This window comes from Microbispora sp. NPDC049125 (assembly GCF_040802045.1).
GTDB lineage: Bacteria > Actinomycetota > Actinomycetes > Streptosporangiales > Streptosporangiaceae > Microbispora.
Genome location: NZ_JBEZDW010000045.1, coordinates 1 through 16749, shown reverse-complemented (window position 1 = coordinate 16749; position 16749 = coordinate 1). Strand labels below are relative to the sequence as shown.

The following is a 16749-nucleotide window of genomic DNA, read 5'->3' as shown; positions in this document are numbered from 1 at the left end:
GCGGGGTCACTCGATGACGAGGTCCACCGGGATGTTGCCGCGCGTGGCGTTGGAGTACGGGCACACCTGGTGGGCCGCCTCGACGAGCTCCCGGCCGGTCTCGGGGGAGATGTCGTCGGGCAGCTCGACACGGAGCGTCACCGAGAGTGCGAAGCCGCCGGAGCCGTTGGAGCCCAGGCCGACCTCGGCCGTCACCGCCGCGTCCGAGATGTCGACCTTCGAACGCCTGGCCGTCAGGTCCAGCGCGCTCGCGAAGCAGGCGGCGTAACCGGCGGCGAAGAGCTGCTCGGGGTTGGTGCCCTCACCCTTGCCGCCCATCTCGGCGGGCCGGTCGAGCTGCACGTCGAGCTTGCCGTCCGAGGAGACGGCGCGGCCCTCGCGGCCGGCGGCGGTGGCGATGGCGGTGTACATGACGCTCATGAGGATCTCCCGGCGGTTCGTGTTAGACAGACCTGTCTGTCTTTTATGGAGACTAGACAGGTCCGTCTGTTATTGTCAAAGTATGACCACGACGGCCCCGCAGCAGTCGCTCACCCGGCCGGCTCGCCGGCGCGTCCTCGACATCGCCCGTGCGCTCTTCTACGCCGAGGGCATCCGGGCCGTGGGCGTCGACCGGATCATCGCCGAGGCCGGCGTCGCCAAGGCCACCTTCTACAACCACTTCCCGACCAAGGACGAGCTGGTCTGCGCGTACCTCGCCGAGGAGAGCCGCAGGCAGCGCGAGGCCGCCGGGATGCTGCACACCCTGGAGGCCCCCGGGGCCGAGAAGATCCTGCGCCTCTTCGACACCCTGGGGGAGCTCGCCTGCGGGCCGGGGTTCCGGGGCTGCTCGTTCGTCAACGCCGCGGCCGAGTATCCCGACGCGGCCCATCCCGTCCGCGCGGTCATCGCCGAGCACCGCCGCTGGTTCCGCGGCCTGCTGGAGGAGCTGCTCACCGGTATGGGCCACCCGGACACCGCCGCCACCGCCGCGATGCTGATGCTGGTGCGCGACGGCGTCGTGGTGGGCGGCGACCTGGACGACGCGGCCGCGGTCCGGGGCGTTCTGCGCGCCGCGGTGACCCGCCTCCTCGCCGTGCCCGCGTGACTCGCCACCCGACCCACTCCGCGAGTGGTCACGCCGGCGGCGGCCCCGGCCGGGCCGCTTCCGGCTGGTGGTCGGCGAGCACGGCGTGGTGGTCGACGCCGTCATGGGGGAGCGGGTCGGCGTGGACGATCGCCGCGGTCAGGCGCGGGATGGCGTGGATCAGCCCGTGCTCGGCCTCGACCGCGACCTCGTGGGCCGTCACGACGGTCGCCGCCGGATCGACGATCACCTCGCACTCGGCGCGGAGCTGGTGGCCGATCCAGCGAAGCCGCACCTGGCCGACGCCGAGGACGCCGGGCGTGCGGCGCAGCGTCTCCTCCGCCCGGTCGACCAGGGCAGGGTCGACGGCGTCCATCAGCCTGCGGTAGACCTCCCGCGCGGCCTGACGGAGCACCATCAGGATCGCGACGGTGATGAGCAGGCCGACGGCCGGGTCGGCCCACGTCCAGCCGAGGGCGACGCCGCCCGCGCCCGCCAGCACGGCCAGCGAGGTGAACCCGTCGGTCCTGGCGTGCAGCCCGTCGGCCACGAGCGCCGCCGACCCGATCGCCCGGCCGACGCGGATGCGGTAGCGGGCGACCAGTTCGTTCCCGGCGAAGCCGGCCAGCGCCGCCCCGGCGACGGCTCCCAGGTTCGACACCTCCTGCGGGTGCAGCAGCCGCCCCACCGCCGCGTACGCCGCGACGATCGACGAGGCGGCGATCGTCACCACGATGACGACCCCGGCCAGATCCTCGGCCCGTCCGTAGCCGTAGGTGTAGCGGCGGTTCGGCGGCCGGCGCCCGAGCAGGAACGCGATGCCGAGCGGGACCGCGGTCAACGCGTCGGCGGCGTTGTGGAGGGTGTCGCCGAGCAGCGCCACCGATCCGGAGATCGCGACCACCACCGCCTGGATGAGCGTGGTCGCCCCCAGGCCGCCCAGCGAGATCCACAGAGCCCGCATGCCTTCGCGGGAGGACTCCATGGCGGCGTCGACCTTGTCCGCCGCCTCGTGGGAATGCGGCCGGAAGAAGTGGAGGACACGGTCGCGCAGCCCCCCAGGCCCGCGTCCATGGCCGTGACCATGGCCGTGACCATGTCCATGCCCGTGACCATGCCCGTGCCCGTGCCCGTGGCCGCGGGCCTGTGGGTGGTGGCCGTCAGCGGAGGGCGGGCGGTCCTCGTCGCCGGGACCGGCGTGCGGCTGGCTCATGGACACCACCATGCCCTTGAAAGCGCGCTGCGGCACCTCGACAACAGCGCCCCCCGCGCTGTTGCGAACCTTCCGCAGCCGGCCGGGATGAGCCGTGATCGCCTCGGCGACGGCCGTCACCGGTGCGCCGGGGGACAGGTCCAGCGGTGGCCACCGGGGACGTCGCTGACGGAGACGCCTCCGGCGGTCAAGGCGGCGCGCACCGCGTCCGCCGTGTCGAAGGCGCCCTGGTCGCGAAGGCGGCCGCGCAGCGCGAGCAGCGGTTCGACGAGCGGGGCGATGCGGTCGCGGGGGTCCCGGGTGTCGGCCAGCCGGCCGAGCCGCACGATCAGATGGCGCAGCGCCTCCCGCGCCTGGCCGACGCCGCCCTCGTCCTCCTCCAGGTCCGCCGACCACTTGACGATCTCCGCCTCCAGGTCGAGGACGGCCTGCGTGGCGGCGGCCTGATCGTGCTCGGCGAGCGCGGCGTCGAAGCGGGCCACACACGTGCGCGTGACCTCCCCCAAGGTGACCGGCCCCAGCGTGACCGGGTCGAGCGTGACCGGTTCGGGTGTGACCGGTTCGGGTGTGGCCTGACCCGGTGCGGGAGAGGGGGCCGTCGTCCCCGGCGCCGGGCGCTCCCCGGCGACCAGGCCGCGCAGCTCTGCCAGCGTGGTGGTGCTCCCCGCGCCCATGAAGGTCTGCTCCCCGGGGCGGCGGACGGTCAGCCCGCCGCGACCGAGCACTTCGACGCCCTCACTCGAAAGGTCGATCAGGACGGCGGTGTGCTCGTCGATCCCCAGCACGGCCGCGTCCTGCGGGAGCTCCCGTTCCATGCGCGCGAGCCTCCGCTCCCCGAGGTAGCAGTAGCGGGTGTCATGGGTGCCGCCCTCGGCGTTGTCGTAGTGCGGGATCACCGCCACCCGCAGGCCCAGAGCGCCGAGCAGGTCGAGCCCCTCGCGCCAGTGCGGCTCCGCCCCGGCCTTGTAGATCTCGTAGACCGGCACGGTCGCGACGCCTGCCGTGCAGGCCGCGGCCGAGGCGAGCACGGTGGCCCCGTCGCGGGCGCGTACGCGGGCGCGCAGGTCGGCCCCGACGGCCGTGGCGGTCCACCTGCCCAGGGCGTAGGTCGGGCTGCCGGGCCCGGAGAAGACCCAGTCGGCCGTGCCGATCTCCTCGGCGGCGACCACGTCGAGCCCGACGCTGCCGGCGAAATACCGCCGGGCGCGGGCGGAGATGTCGGCCGCGTTCTCCTGGAAGGCGTATGGGGTGTCGAGCAGGATCGCACGGGGCGCGTTCCCGAGCCGCCGTACGACGCCGCGGTGGACTTCGACCATGGTCGGGCTGGTCTCGCCCGATCCCATGAGCACCAGCGCCCCATAACGCTCCGGCATGACGCCCTCCTGTGCTCGCCCGTCGTCCCCCTAACACGATGCACAAATACGGCGTAAGGGCAATATGGGGCAAATGCCCTTCATGAGTTCCGCCGTCGCGCCGCCATCCTTCGAGGTCGCCAGACCCGGACGGCCGGATTCATGCCACGTTCGCCTGTCCTTGTGTTAGCGCTGCCACAGTCGTGAGACCGAGCATCACGGGGGTGCCGGTGGGCGTAAACAGAAGTGCCTTCTGAACTGGAAACATTCACGTAACACGCCGGTCGCTCCAGGTTTGGATGGGGCGCTAGGCTGTTTGCGCTACCACGTGAACGCAGGGACGGCGACGTGGGGCGATGCGAAACCAGGGGGAGACGCGATGACCACCGTGGACGACGGGGTGAGGGCCGGTCGGCGCCGGGGGCGGGGCCGGGGACACGGTGCTCCGTCCATGGCCGACGTGGCACGGATGGCCGGTGTGTCACCGCAGACCGTGTCACGGGTCGCCAACAACCGCACCAACGTCGACGGGACGACCCGGGAGCGCGTGCTGGACGCCATGCGGGCGCTGGGCTACCAGCCCAACATCGCCGCCCGCGCGCTGGCGACGGGGCGGTTCGGCACCATCGGGGTGATCAGCTTCACGGTGAGCAACCACGGCAACGCGCGCACCCTGGACGGGATCGCCGACGCCGCTCGGGAGGCGGGCTTCTCCATCAACCTCGTCGGCATCACCACGCCGACCCGCCAGGCGGTGCGCAAGGCCTTCGGCCACCTCAGCACCCAGGCCGTCGACGGGATCGCGATCATCGAGGCGGAGGTGCTGGACACCCCCTCGCTCCTGCTTCCGCGCGGCGTGCCCGTCGTCGTGGCCGACGGTCACGGCAGCCAGGAACATCCCGTGATCGACTCCGATCAGGCGGCCGGGGCGCGCCTGGCCACCGAGCACCTGCTCGACCTCGGGCACTCCACCGTCTGGCACGTCGCCGGGCCGCCCGACTCCAACTCGGCCCGGCACCGGCACGCGTCCTGGCGGCGGACGCTGGAGCGCGCGGGACGGCAGGTCCCTCAGGTGCTGTTCGGCGACTGGAGCGCGGAGTCCGGCCACCGGCTCGGCGCCTACCTGGCCGGACGGCCCGACGTCACGGCGATCTTCGCGGCCAACGACCAGATGGCCCTGGGTGTGCTGCGGGCCCTGCACGAGGCCGGCCGCGCGATTCCGGACGAGGTCAGCGTGGTCGGCTTCGACGACATGCCCGAGTCGGCGTACTTCTGGCCGGGCCTCACCTCGGTGCGCCAGGATTTCGCGCAGGTCGGCCGGCTGTGCGTGCAGACCCTGCTGGCGCAGATCCACGTCGGGGCCCAGGAGGCGGGCGCGGCCGGAGACGGCACAGCGATGAGCGCGGGGGTGAGTGCCGTGGCGGGCCTGACGGCGGGGATGGTGCACACCGTGCCGGTCGAGCTGAAGGTGCGCGGCAGCTCCGGTGCCCCCCGGTCCGGGCGTCTCCGGCTGACAGACGTCTGAGGCGCCTGAGATCAACCTTCCGGGCCGTCGAGGGGCAGGCCCCGCGGCTCCTTGACCGCCTTCATGGGCATGTGAGAGGTCAAGGTGGCCACGCCCGGCAGGTCGATGAGGACGTCCGTATAGAACCGTTCGTACGCCCCGATATCGGAGATGTCGACGCGCAGCATGTAATCCGGATCCCCGAACAACCGGTACGCCTCCGTGATCTGGGGTAGCCCGTTGATCTCCTGTTCGAACTTGCTGATGGTGTCCCGGCTCTCCTGCTCCATGACGACGCTGACGAAGACGGTGAATCCGAGTCCCAGTGCGTGGCGATTCAGCACCGCACGGTAACCGAGGATGACGCGGTCGCGCTCCAGTTGCCGCAGACGCCGCAGACAGGGCGACGGGGACAGGTTGACCCTCTCGGCCAGCTCGGAGTTGGTCAGCCTGCCGTCCTTCTGGAGCTCGATCAGGATCTGATTATCGATCTTGTCCACGATGGCAGATTATGTCACCAATAACGCACAGCAGGCAAGTTTGTTGCGTGAAGTGACTCCCAGTTATGGTTGTTTGACAACATTTGCCCGGCGAACGCTGTTAGAGTTACAGGCGTCGCCGACGGGGGCGATTCGCGAAAAGGCGCGCCATTCCGCACAACGATCGATCCGTTCTTCATGCTCTCTGCTGCCCCATCGCTCTCAATTACCGAAGGTTCGCATGCAGCTGTCATCAAACGGAAAGTCACTGGAAACCGGCCCGGCGGAGTTCGGCGAACTCCGCGACGACGCCATCAGCCTGCTGGGCGACGTCGAGGCCCTGCGCGATCGCATCAAGGAAGACGGCTACCTGCTGTTTCGCGGTCTCCTGGACCGTGAGGCGGTGCTGACCGCCCGGCGCGAGATCATGCTCAAGTTCGCCGTCGTCGGGGAGATCGACTCCGTCAACCATTCCGCGATGGAGGGAATCCAGTCGGAGGACAGTTATATCGACCAGGTGAACCTCTTCGCCTTCACGGAAAGCGTCCGGTCGGGGCTCGCCTACGAGAGGATGGTGCACGACCCCGCCCTCATGAAATTCTTCGAGGGATTCCTCGGCGGCCCGGTCCGTACATTCGACTTCCGCTGGCCACGATTCATGCGTCCCGGCGAGGCCACCGGAATTCACTGCGACGGGCCGTATATCACCCGTGGCACAAAGAATGTCTGGTCGGCCTGGATTCCGATCGGCGACGTGACCATGGAGGAAGGCGCGCTCGTCGTTCTGGAGAACAGCCACAAGAATGACCGGCTACGCGAATCGTACGGAACCAGGGACGCCGACGAGGAAGGCATCGGCTGGCTCAGCACCGATCCGGTGGGGCTGCGGCGGCGGCTGGGCGGACGCTGGCTCAGCACGGACTTCAAGGCCGGTGACGTGATTGTCTTCGGTCCCTATCTGGTCCACGCCAGCCTCGACAACAACTCGCCGGTCCGGCGCTGCCGCCTTTCGTCCGACACACGATACCTATTGGTCGGCGACGAGCTGGACGAGCGCTGGAACGGCAACATCGAGAATCCGCACGGCGGAAAACCGCGTGTATTCCTTCCCGGCCGAGGACGCGGCAACAACAAGGACTTCGCCGACGAGTGGAAAGAGGTCGACGACCGGGGCCGGCTGGTGATCGCGAGCTGACCTCCCGCGCACCGGTTGAGCTCCGCACCAGACCCGGGAAGGTCACCATGAGTCACCTCGCGAATCTGCTCGTCTTCGGCGGCGTCTGGACCGTCATCGTGATAAGCCCCGGCCCTGACCTCATGGTCACCATGCGTCTGGCCGTGAGGCGGTCGCGGGCGGCGGCGCTGGCGGCGGTCCTCGGCATCGCCATGGGGACGGCGATCTGGGCGTCGGCCGCGGCGACCGGCCTGGCGTTCCTGCTGGCCCAGGAACGGTGGCTCACCCAGGGCATCCGCTGGTGCGGAGCCGCGTACTTGCTGGTGCTGGCGGTCCAGGCCGTCAGGCACGCCGGGGCGCCCCTCGCGTTCGCGCAGGGAGCCGGCGATCCCTCGCCGGGGCCCGGGCTGGTGGCCGCGTGGCGCACCGGCCTGTTCGCCGACCTCAGCAATCCCAAGGCCGCGATCTTCTGGAGCAGCCTGTTCGCGACGAGCTTCCCGCAGGGAACGCCGTCCTGGACGCTGGCTACCGCCGTCGTCCTCGCAGTGCTGATCGCGGGCGGCTGGTACATGACGGCCGCGCTCCTGCTGTCCATCGGGCCGGTCCTGCGCCTGTACGAACGGGTCAAGCGCTGGGTCGACTACGCCACCGGCGGGATCCTGACCGCCCTGGCGGCCCGTCTGGCCACCACCGGCTGAATCATCACCCTCCTTCCGGCACGGCCCCGGGCCGTCGCGGGCGTGCACAACTGTGCTCACAACTGGGCGCACAACTGTGCTCACAGCCGTGCGCAACAGCGGTGCCCACACCCGCGACAACCGCCCGGTCACCATCCATAGGTCCAGTAACAGCGCGATGAAGGGAACGAGCACCATGGCCATGAGCATCGAGGAACTCGTCGAGAAGATCCGCTCTCACCGCTGCTACACGCACCCCCTTTTCCAGCACTGGGCGACGTCGGCCCCCGACGTGGAGACGGTGGGAACGCTGTTCCACCAGATCCGGAACTTCTGCGACGCGACACGTCCCGGCGGGAACTTCCCGGAGGCGCTCAAGCAGCACCAGCTGTCCACGGAGAGCGGCCTGCTGCAGGAGATCGTGGAAAGCGAGGAGAACCACGGCCCGGAGCTGGCGACCATGGCCGGGTACATCGTCAACCGGGCGGCCGGGCGGCAGGTGTTCACCGACCTGTACGACCAGGAGGCGGTCGAGGCCGGCCTCAAGGAGTTCTCCGACCGGCTGCTGGGTAGCCTGCCCGGGTACGACCCGGCCACCGGGCTGCTGGGGCAGACCCGGCGTGCCCGCGCGGTGTTCGACGGCCGGCAGGCGATGGACCGGGACAGCACGATCCGCAACCTGGGGGTCGCGCTCGCCCTGGAGATGATCTCGAACCGGCAGCTCATCCCGGGGGAGAAGCACTGCCTGGTGGACGCGCGGCTGTACGGCGCCTCGATCGAGGACCCGGAGATGCACTACCTCGATGAGCACTGGGGCGAGATCGGTGCGGAGGCCCAGCATGAGAAGAACGCGATCGCGGCGGTCGGCTCGGTGCTGAACGACGAGACCGAGCCGCTGATCGTCGAGGGTGTGTTCGCCTTCCTGGACGCGCTGGTCGCGCTCTGGGACGTGCTGGACGCCGCGCTGCTCGAGTCGGGCAGGGCCGAGCGCGAGCTGGTGTCCGCCTGACCGGCGGGGGCCGCCGCCGGTCAGGCGGCGGCCCCCGTTCCCCAGGCCGGCCTCTCCACTCAGTCCCCGGGCTCATTCGCTTCCGCCAGGAAGGGACGTCGTGAAGTCACTCGAGCACCGCAGCGTCATGCCCCACTACCGCTACTCGCCCGCACCCGTCGTCCACCTGCCCGACCGCACCTGGCCCACCAAGGCGATCACCGCGGCGCCGCGCTGGCTGTCCACCGACCTGCGCGACGGCAACCAGGCCCTGATCGACCCCATGGACACCGGCCGCAAACTGGTGATGTTCGAGCTGCTGGTCGCGATGGGCTACAAGGAGATCGAGGTGGGGTTCCCGGCGGCCAGCCAGGCCGACCACGACTTCGTCCGCCTCCTCGTCAAAGAGGACCGCATCCCCGACGACGTACGCATCTCCGTGCTCACCCAGGCCCGCCCCGACCTGATCGAACGCACCGTCCAGTCGCTGGTCGGCGTCCGCCGGGCCACCGTGCACCTCTACAACGCCACCGCGCCGCTGTTCCGCCGGGTCGTGTTCGGCCTGGACAGGCAGGAGTGCAAAGCGCTCGCCGTACGCGGCACCGAGCACGTCGTCAAGGCCGTGGACATCCTTCTCGGCGACGCCGAGGTGGGGTACGAGTACTCGCCCGAGGTGTTCGTCGACACGGAGCTCGACTTCGCCGCCGAAGTGGCACACGCGGTGATGGACACCTGGTCGCCCGGCCCGGAGCGCGAGTTCGTCCTCAACCTGCCCTCCACGGTGGAGCGGTCGACCCCGAACGTCTTCGCCGATCAGGTCGAGTGGATGCGGCGGCGACTGGACGGCCGCTCCCATGTCTGCCTGTCGGTCCACCCGCACAACGACCGGGGCACCGCGGTCGGCGCCGCCGAACTGGCGATCATGGCGGGGGCCGACCGGGTCGAGGGCTGCCTGTTCGGCAACGGCGAGCGGACCGGCAACGTCTGCCTGGTGACGCTGGGCATGAATCTGTTCTCCCAGGGAGTGGATCCGCGGATCGACTTCTCCCGCATCGACGAGATCCGCCGGACCTACGAGTACTGCACCCGGATGCCGGTGCACGAACGGCACGCCTATGCCGGGGACCTGGTCTACACCTCGTTCTCCGGCTCCCACCAGGACGCGATCAACAAGGGCCTGGCCGCGCTGGCCGCCGAGGCCGAGCGGACGGGAGCCCCGTCAGGCCAGATGCCCTGGCAGGTGCCCTACCTGCCGATCGATCCGCGCGACGTCGGCCGCGCCTACCGGGCGATCATCCGCATCAACAGCCAGTCAGGCAAGGGGGGCGTCGCCTATCTGATGAAGACCGAGCACGGGCTGGAGCTGCCCCGGCGCCTGCAGATCGAGTTCTCCCGGGTGATCCAGGACCACACCGACGCCGAAGGCGGCGAGGTCACCGCCGCGCAGATGTGGCACATCTTCGACGGCGAGTACCTGACCCCCGCCCACCCGCGCCTGGCGCTGGAGTCCCACACCTGCAGCTCCGTCGGCGACGGCCGGTACCAGATCACCTCGCGGGTGCGAATCGACGGCATCGCCAGGGAGGTCAGGGCCTGGGGCAACGGTCCGGTGTCGGCCTTCACCACCGCCCTCGCGGAGGCCGGGGTGCCGGTCAGCGTGCTGGACTACCACGAGCACGCCATGGCCTCGGGAAGCGACGCCCAGGCGGCCGCCTATCTGGAGTGCGAGGTGGACGGCAAGGTCCTGTACGGCGTCGGCATCGACTCCAGCACCGTCACCGCGTCGCTCAAGGCGGTCGTCAGCGCGGTCAACCGGGCGGCCCGCGTGGACGGGGCGTGCCGGTGAGGGGGCGGCGTCCCCTGGCGATCGCGGTCCTCGTCAAGCAGGTCCCGCGGTTCGACGCGCTGAGGCTGACCGCGCGGGGCCGGCTGGACCGCGAATCCGCCCCGCCGGAGATCAACCCCTACTGCCGCCGCGCGGTCGCCAAGGGAATCGAGCTCGCGCGCTCCACCGGCGGCGTCTGCACGGTCTTCACCCTCGGGCCGCCGTCGGCGGAGGACTGCCTGCGTGAGGCGGTCGCATGCGGCGCCGACCTCGGCGTCCTGGTCAGCGACCCCGGGTTCGCCGGGAGCGACACCATCGCCACGGCCCGCGTCCTTACTGCGGCGTTGCGCGAACGAGGCCCGTTCGACCTGGTCCTGTGCGGCCGCAGCTCCGTCGACGCCGACACCGCCCAGACTCCCGCCCAGCTCGCCGAGCTCCTGGAGCTGCCGATGGCGGCCAGCGTGCTCCGCATGGCACTGACCGGCGACACCGTCACGGTCCACTGCCAGCACGACGACGGCTGGTCGGCCGTCGAGCTCACCCTGCCGGCGCTCCTCACCTGCGCCGAGCGGCTGACCGCGCCGGCCAAGGCCGGACCTGCCGAACGCGCCGCCGTCCCGGCCGGCCGCGTCGTGACGCTCGACGCCGCGGCGCTGCGCCTCGGCCCCGGCGAGGCCGCGAGCAGGACGACGGTCGGAAGGGTCCGCCACCTGCCGTCCGGCCGGGCGCGGGTCCGCTTCAGCGGTGACGTCGAGGACCAGGTCGCGCGGGCCGTCGCCATGCTGGCCGCGTTGGGGGCGTTCGACCGCTCCAAGCCGGCTCCCGCCCGCGAGGTCCCCGTCAGGTCCGCGGACGCGCGTGGTGCGGCGGTGGCGGTCCTGGCGGAGCCGGGCCGCGACCGTGCCACCCGCGAGTTGCTCGGGGAGGCGGCACGGCTGGCACGCCTTCGCGGCGGGCACGTGACGGCGCTGACGCCCGGCTTCCTCGAACCCCAGGAGGCGGGGGCGTGGGGCGCCGACCACCTGGTCGTACTTGAACCAGGGAACGGCCTTCAGGAGGCGGCGGCGACGGCGACGGCCTTCGCCCACTGGTGCGCCGAGCATCGGCCCTGGGCCGTGCTGGCACCGTCGACCAGCTGGGGACGCGAGGTCGCCGGCCGCATGGCGGTCCGGCTGGACGCCGGGCTGGTCGCGGACGCCGTCGGCCTGGACGCCGTCGGCCTGGACGCCGGCGGTGGATCGGGGCTGGTCTGCTGGAAATCGGCGTTCAGCGGCGGCTCGGTCGCGGAGATCGGGTACGCGTCGCCGATCAAGATGGCCACCCTGCGCCCGGGCGTGCTGCCGCTGATGGCGCCACGCACCGCGCTGTGCGGCGTCAGCACGCTCCAGCCCATCACAACCGCGGTGCACCGGCGCGTGCGCACCCTGGAACGCGGACGCGACGACGAGCTTGACGCGCTCACCACCGCCGAGGTCGTGGTGGCCGTCGGAGCCGGTGTCGACGTCGGGGACTATCCGATGGTCCGGCCGCTGCTCGACGCCCTGGGGGCCGAACTGGCCGCCACACGCAAGGTGACCGATCGCGGGTGGCAGCCACGCGGCCGCCAGATCGGCATCACCGGCCGCAGCGTCGCGCCCCGCCTGCTGGTGTCGGTCGGCGCCAGCGGAAAGTACAACCATCTGTCCGGCACACGCGGCGCCAGGCTCGTCCTCGCCGTCAACGACGATCCCGGCGCTCCGGTCTTCCACGGCGCCGACGTCGGCGTCGTCGCCGACTGGCGGGAGGCGCTGCCCCCGCTCACCGCCGCGGTGCTCGCCCGTACCCGGGCATCGGCCCGCGCCCCTCGCCCCGACGCGCTGGTGGGAGGCACCAGATGACGACAGGTTCCCGGACCCTTGCGATCCCGCGATCGCCCGTAGCCGTACCCGGCGTGGTGGACGGATCGCTGACCACGGCACGCGACCCGGAGGGCAACGTCTGCCTGTACGTGATGCTCGGCGGCGGAGTGCAGGGCGACGACTGTCACATCGAGTTCGTGCTGACGCCTGAGGACGCGGTGGCCCTCCAGCGGACCCTGTCGGACCAGACGGGGTCGGCGACCTCGCGGACGCCCTGCCGCGTCGGGCTGCGACTGAGCCCCTGGTTTTGAGCCCCCGCCCCCGCCTTTGACGCGACGGCGTCACCAGGCCTCCGCGCCGAGCGGAGCGGAACGCCCCAGCGAGCCCGAAGGGAGGTGACCGGCGATGCAGGTCGAGCGTGTGTACGAGGACGGACTCGTCAAGGAGTGGCACGGCAACGTCATCTGACGATGACCCGCGCCCGCTGACGGCCGTGGCGGGCATTCCCCGCCACGGCCCCTTACCGAACCCCACCAGCACAGGAGAGACGGGATGCTGCGCCCCCGAATTAAAGAGTTCCTGCGCGTCCACCAGGTGGCGGACGAACCGCACCTGTACGTCGGGATCGGCCCGGAGAAGGTCCGGATCGCCGACCCCACCGAAGAGATGATCTCCTTCGTCCTCGAGCTCGACGGCCGGCACACCCGTGCCGACCTCCGGGCGCGGTACCCGGAGACCGACGCGTGGCTGGAAGCGCTCGGCGCGCAGGGCGTGCTGGAGGACGCGGCCGCCATGCCGGAGTTCGACGAGGCGGACGCGCGCCGCTGGAGCAGGCAGATCAACCACCTCAGGCTGTACGACCGGGACGGCTGGGACGGCTTCGAGGGCATGCGCCGTCTGCGGCAGGCCCGGGTGGTCGTCATCGGCACCGGCGCGGGAGGCACCACCCTGCTGCGGCTGCTGAACGCGGCCGGCATCGGCACTCTGGAGGCGGTGGACTTCGACACGTTCGCCGAGGAGAACCTGCCGACCCACCCGACCTTCGACGAGCAGGACGTCGGCGTGCCCAAGCTGCGGGCGCTGGAACGTCACCTGGCCCTGCAGAACTCCAGGTCGCGGTTCGTCCCGCACAACACCCAGATCGAGTCCGCCGACGACATCGTCAAGCTGGTCGAAGGGGCCGACTTCTTCTTCAACGCCTACGACCGGCCCCGCAACAAGGCGATCCGCTGGTCGAACGAGGCCAGCCTGCGCACCGGGGTGCCGTTCGGGCAGATCGGCATCACCGACAAGGGCGCCCGCGTCGGCCCCACCATGATCCCCGGCAGTACGCCGTGCATGGAGTGCGTCGGCATCCGGGACCTGACCATCCTGCGCGCGGAGAAGTCGGGCAGCCTGACCGGCACCCTCGTCGCCATGGTCGCGGGCATCGCGGTCAACGAGGTCATCGGTCTGGTGTCGGGCGCGAAGCAGACCTCCCGCACCGCGGGGCGCAGCCTGTACATCAACGCCGAGACTCTCACCTTCAACTTCACCGAGTTCCAGTTCCGGGAGGGCTGCCTCTGCAAGGAAGGCCGGCCGCCCCGGTGATCTCGGTGGGACGACGGGAGGCGACGCCCCTCCGCCGTGCGGACGGGCTGAGGTCACTGGCCCGGTCGTGGCTGCCCACCGCCTTCGGCACGTCCTTGCTCTCCTGGGAGATCCCCCTGGTCGTGGCCGTCGTCGCGCGCATGGCGGGGGGCGAGCCTGCGATGGCGGTGCTCGGCGTGGGCCTGTCGGTGCTGTTCGTGGTCAACTCTCCCGCCCTGGCCCTGGCGCCGCTGGTCGTCGCCGAGCTGGACGCGCGCGGCACGCGGATGCTGGCACGTCACTCGCTGGTCATCGGGGCGCTCGGATGCGCCGTGATGGCGGGTATGGCCCTTGTCCCCGGCCTGTCGGCGGTGGTCCCGGCGGTGCTCGGCCTTCCGGACGGGCTCGCTCCGGGCTTCCGTACCTGCCTGCTGTCGTTCGCGACCGCCCCGCTCGCCGTCGCCGTACGGCGCTATCTGCACGGGCGGCTGATCCACGGCGACGTCACGCGTCCGATCGCGGTGGCGACGACGGCCCGGATCGCCGTCACCGTCGGCGCGGCGGCCGCGCTGTGGCGGTCGGGCGCCCCGAGCGCCGCGACCGGCGGCGTGGCGCTGTCGTGCGGAGCCTGGGCCGAGGCGGCGGTCCTCGCCGGCGCCGTCCGCGGGCTCGCGCGACCGCACGCGGGCGGCGGAACGGCCACCGGCCGCTCACCGCTCGTCCAGCACTTCCGGCTGACGACGAGCGTGCTGCTCAACATGAGCCCCGCGCTGCTGGCCACGATCGCCATCACCCGGTCCGGGGAGGCAGCCGCGTCCCTGGTCGTCTGGCCCGCCCTGTACGGGCTGATGTCGCTGGGCGCGGTGCCGTTGTCGGACGTGGAGTCGGTCGGCGCCGCGTTCCTGAGCCGCGGCGGCGACCCGCGGACCCTGCTGCGGTTCACCGCGGCCCTGGCGGGCTGCCTGGCGGTGATCTTCGCCCTGGCCGCACTGACCCCGTTCGCCCACTGGTACGTCGCCGACTTCAGCGGTGTTCCGCGGGGCCCGGCCGATCTCGGGCTGCGCTGGCTGCTCGTGCTGGGGGCCGCCCCCGCGCTGTGGGCGATCCGCGGGCGCTTCCGGGCCGTCTTCATCGCGGGCGGCGCCGTCGACATGCTTCCTCGTGCCGCGGTCGTCCACGTGGCCGGTCTGCTGGCGCTCGGCGCGTCCCTCCCGTTCACGTCCCTGCCGGGGGTGGCCTGCGCCTCCATCGCGATCGTCGGCGCGCTCCTGGTCGAGGTCGCCTTCCTGCGCGCCGCGTCACGCCGTCTGCCAGGCCGGTAAGAGATGGACGGTTCATGAGCGCGTGGCAAGCCCTGGTGACAGTCAGGGCCCGGCGTCTCAGCGGCGCCGGGCCCTGACCTGCCGGACGGCGCGCCGGCCCGTCGTGCTCAGGCGCCGGCGAGGTGCTTGTCGAGGCGGTCGAAGAACTGGAGCCAGCCCGCCTTCGCCCCGTTGGCGTGCTCCTCGTCGGTGTTGTAGCCGGCCTGGTTGAAGTTCATCTCGGTGGTGTCCCCGTTGGCGGTGAAGGTGACGGTCACCACCGACGCGACGGCGCCTTCCTGGTTGTCCGGGTCGCCGGTCGTGAAGACCAGCCTCTCCGGCTCGGCGATCTCCCGGTAGACGCCTCCGAGGACGGCCTCCGCACCGTCGGGGGAGACGAGGGCGGCGCTCCACTCGCCGCCGGGGCGCAGGTCCATGGTGATCCTGGACACCGGCGTGGTGAAGCTCTCCGGGCCGAACCACTGGGAGAAGCGGGCCGGCTCGGTCCATGCTTTGAACGCCTGCTCGGGCGAGGTCTCAAGAACGCGGATGATCGTGAAGTCGCGGTCAGGGGTGTTCGCGGTCATTGTCGTGTCTCTCTCGTGTCGGCGGTGCATGGTCAGGAAACCGGCGGTGGCGAGCCGCCGCCGTCGTACGTCGGTGCGGGCCTTTCAAGGGAGCGCTGTCAAGGGAGCGCTGTCAAGGGAGCGCTGTCAAGGGAGCGCTGTCAAGGGAGCGCTGTCAAGGGAGCGCTGTCAAGGGAGCGCTGTCAGAGAAGCGCTGTCAGGCGAGCACGCGGGTGAGCCAGGCCTGCCAGGCTCGCTCGGCCTGCTCGTGGTCGACGTCCTCGGAGAAGATGTGGTGGCCGAGGACGAAGGCGCTGCCCCTGTCCGGCCCCGAGTGGATGAACCCGTAGAACCCGTCCGCGGTGCGCACGCCCAGAAGGTGCGGGAGGCCGGCGAAGGCGACGACGCCCTCGGCGGGGGGCAGGCCGTCCACGGCCAGCCGTACGGGGTCGCCCAGCTCGACGGCCGGGCCGGTGAGGCCGAGCTCGCGGGTCACGGCCGCCCACGCCTCCTCCTGGCGGGGCGCCTGGGGCCGGAAGACCGACACCGCCTTGGCCGTACGGCCGGGGAAGTACGTGAGGTACTGCGCCAGCTTGACCAGGTACAGGTCCCAGCCCGTCTTCATGGCCTCGTACTCGGTCTCCCAGTTGTCGCCCATGAAGCCGTTCTGCACGAGACGCAGGACCGTGCTGCCGCCTTCGCGGCCCTCGATGAGGTACTCGATCGCCATGAAGGTGCCGTCGGGGTTCTCGTCGCCGCGGAACGCGAACCGCTTGCCCGGCTCCCATCCGGTCACCGTGGACCGCTCGGTCATGCCCAGGAGGGTCAAGCTGCCACGGCCGCCCTCGCCGGGCTCGATCTCGTTGCGGCCCATGAACCACGAGTCGACCCCCGGGCCGGTCGCGATCGCCTCCCACACCTGATCCGGGGTGGCGTCCAGCTCGATTTCCTTGCGCAGCTCGAACTCGTGCAGCATCGTCACGACTCCTGGGGGTCGGTATCTGTCGGGGGGCCGGCGGAGGCGGCCTGGTCGGGGGGGACGTGGGGGTGGACCGCGAGGACCAGGCGGTGCTCGCGCCCGCCTTCGGCGTTCTCGTCGTGGTACCGGCTCACCAGGGTGGCGACGGTGGAGGCCAGCTCCTCGGCGAAGGCGGCCCGGTCGGCCGCCGAGGCGAACCGCACCCGCGCGTCGATCGC

16 protein-coding genes and 1 pseudogene are annotated in these 16749 nt (G+C 71.3%); 10 read left to right on the top strand and 7 right to left on the bottom strand.

What is annotated here, in order from left to right:
- Positions 1–6 precede the first annotated feature (6 nt).
- Complete coding sequence (locus AB0B72_RS34785) at positions 7–420, bottom strand: organic hydroperoxide resistance protein (RefSeq protein WP_367743684.1); 414 nt, start codon at positions 418–420, stop codon at positions 7–9.
- Positions 421–502: 82 nt separating this feature from the next.
- On the opposite strand from AB0B72_RS34785, the gene AB0B72_RS34780 reads away from it, so the two are divergent.
- Positions 503–1087 carry a TetR/AcrR family transcriptional regulator gene (locus tag AB0B72_RS34780; protein WP_367743682.1) on the top strand — a complete coding sequence of 195 codons (585 nt, stop codon included), beginning with the start codon at positions 503–505 and terminating at the stop codon, positions 1085–1087.
- A 28-nt stretch (positions 1088–1115) separates the two neighbouring features.
- On the opposite strand, the gene AB0B72_RS34775 is transcribed toward AB0B72_RS34780, so the two are convergent.
- A complete protein-coding gene (locus AB0B72_RS34775; protein WP_367743681.1) occupies positions 1116–2399 on the bottom strand; it encodes a cation diffusion facilitator family transporter in 1284 nt (427 codons plus the stop codon).
- Positions 2396–3652, bottom strand: coding sequence for a hypothetical protein (locus AB0B72_RS34770; RefSeq protein ID WP_367743679.1), 1257 nt, complete (start codon positions 3650–3652; stop codon positions 2396–2398). The genes AB0B72_RS34775 and AB0B72_RS34770 overlap by 4 nt, the downstream gene beginning before the upstream one ends.
- 358 nt (positions 3653–4010) lie before the next feature.
- Between AB0B72_RS34770 and AB0B72_RS34765 the strand changes: the two genes are divergently transcribed.
- On the top strand, positions 4011–5156 hold the full coding sequence (locus AB0B72_RS34765) for a LacI family DNA-binding transcriptional regulator (protein ID WP_367743677.1): 1146 nt from the start codon (positions 4011–4013) through the stop codon (positions 5154–5156).
- A gap of 11 nt (positions 5157–5167) precedes the next feature.
- On the opposite strand, the gene AB0B72_RS34760 is transcribed toward AB0B72_RS34765, so the two are convergent.
- The gene (locus AB0B72_RS34760) at positions 5168–5635 is read right to left on the bottom strand and encodes an Lrp/AsnC family transcriptional regulator (protein ID WP_367743676.1); all 468 of its coding nucleotides are present in this window, start codon (positions 5633–5635) and stop codon (positions 5168–5170) included.
- Position 5636: 1 nt separating this feature from the next.
- Between AB0B72_RS34760 and AB0B72_RS34755 the strand changes: the two genes are divergently transcribed.
- From AB0B72_RS34755 to AB0B72_RS34720, 8 genes are all read left to right on the top strand, one after another.
- On the top strand, positions 5637–6809 hold the full coding sequence (locus tag AB0B72_RS34755) for a phytanoyl-CoA dioxygenase family protein (protein WP_367743674.1): 1173 nt from the start codon (positions 5637–5639) through the stop codon (positions 6807–6809).
- Positions 6810–6856: 47 nt separating this feature from the next.
- Positions 6857–7486 carry a LysE family translocator gene (locus AB0B72_RS34750; RefSeq protein WP_367743672.1) on the top strand — a complete coding sequence of 210 codons (630 nt, stop codon included), beginning with the start codon at positions 6857–6859 and terminating at the stop codon, positions 7484–7486.
- Between the two features lie 181 nt (positions 7487–7667).
- The gene (locus tag AB0B72_RS34745; RefSeq protein WP_367743671.1) at positions 7668–8474 is read left to right on the top strand and encodes a hypothetical protein; all 807 of its coding nucleotides are present in this window, start codon (positions 7668–7670) and stop codon (positions 8472–8474) included.
- A 127-nt stretch (positions 8475–8601) separates the two neighbouring features.
- Positions 8602–10299, top strand: coding sequence for a 2-isopropylmalate synthase (gene leuA, locus AB0B72_RS34740; protein ID WP_367743750.1), 1698 nt, complete (start codon positions 8602–8604; stop codon positions 10297–10299).
- Positions 10290–12155 carry an FAD-binding protein gene (locus AB0B72_RS34735; RefSeq protein WP_367743669.1) on the top strand — a complete coding sequence of 622 codons (1866 nt, stop codon included), beginning with the start codon at positions 10290–10292 and terminating at the stop codon, positions 12153–12155. Before leuA ends, AB0B72_RS34735 begins: the two co-directional genes overlap by 10 nt.
- A complete protein-coding gene (locus AB0B72_RS34730; protein WP_367743667.1) occupies positions 12152–12427 on the top strand; it encodes a hypothetical protein in 276 nt (91 codons plus the stop codon). Before AB0B72_RS34735 ends, AB0B72_RS34730 begins: the two co-directional genes overlap by 4 nt.
- 241 nt (positions 12428–12668) lie before the next feature.
- Entirely contained in the window at positions 12669–13706 is a 1038-nt protein-coding gene (locus tag AB0B72_RS34725) for a ThiF family adenylyltransferase (RefSeq protein ID WP_367743665.1), read from the top strand.
- A 5-nt stretch (positions 13707–13711) separates the two neighbouring features.
- On the top strand, positions 13712–15007 hold the full coding sequence (locus AB0B72_RS34720) for a hypothetical protein (RefSeq protein WP_367743664.1): 1296 nt from the start codon (positions 13712–13714) through the stop codon (positions 15005–15007).
- A gap of 107 nt (positions 15008–15114) precedes the next feature.
- On the opposite strand, the gene AB0B72_RS34715 is transcribed toward AB0B72_RS34720, so the two are convergent.
- The 3 genes and pseudogenes from AB0B72_RS34715 to AB0B72_RS34705 form a co-directional block, all read right to left on the bottom strand.
- Positions 15115–15573 carry an SRPBCC domain-containing protein gene (locus tag AB0B72_RS34715; RefSeq protein WP_367743662.1) on the bottom strand — a complete coding sequence of 153 codons (459 nt, stop codon included), beginning with the start codon at positions 15571–15573 and terminating at the stop codon, positions 15115–15117.
- A 196-nt stretch (positions 15574–15769) separates the two neighbouring features.
- The gene (locus AB0B72_RS34710) at positions 15770–16528 is read right to left on the bottom strand and encodes an SRPBCC domain-containing protein (protein ID WP_367743748.1); all 759 of its coding nucleotides are present in this window, start codon (positions 16526–16528) and stop codon (positions 15770–15772) included.
- A gap of 2 nt (positions 16529–16530) precedes the next feature.
- A pseudogene (locus AB0B72_RS34705) lies at positions 16531–16749 on the bottom strand (ArsR family transcriptional regulator); the annotation flags it as partial.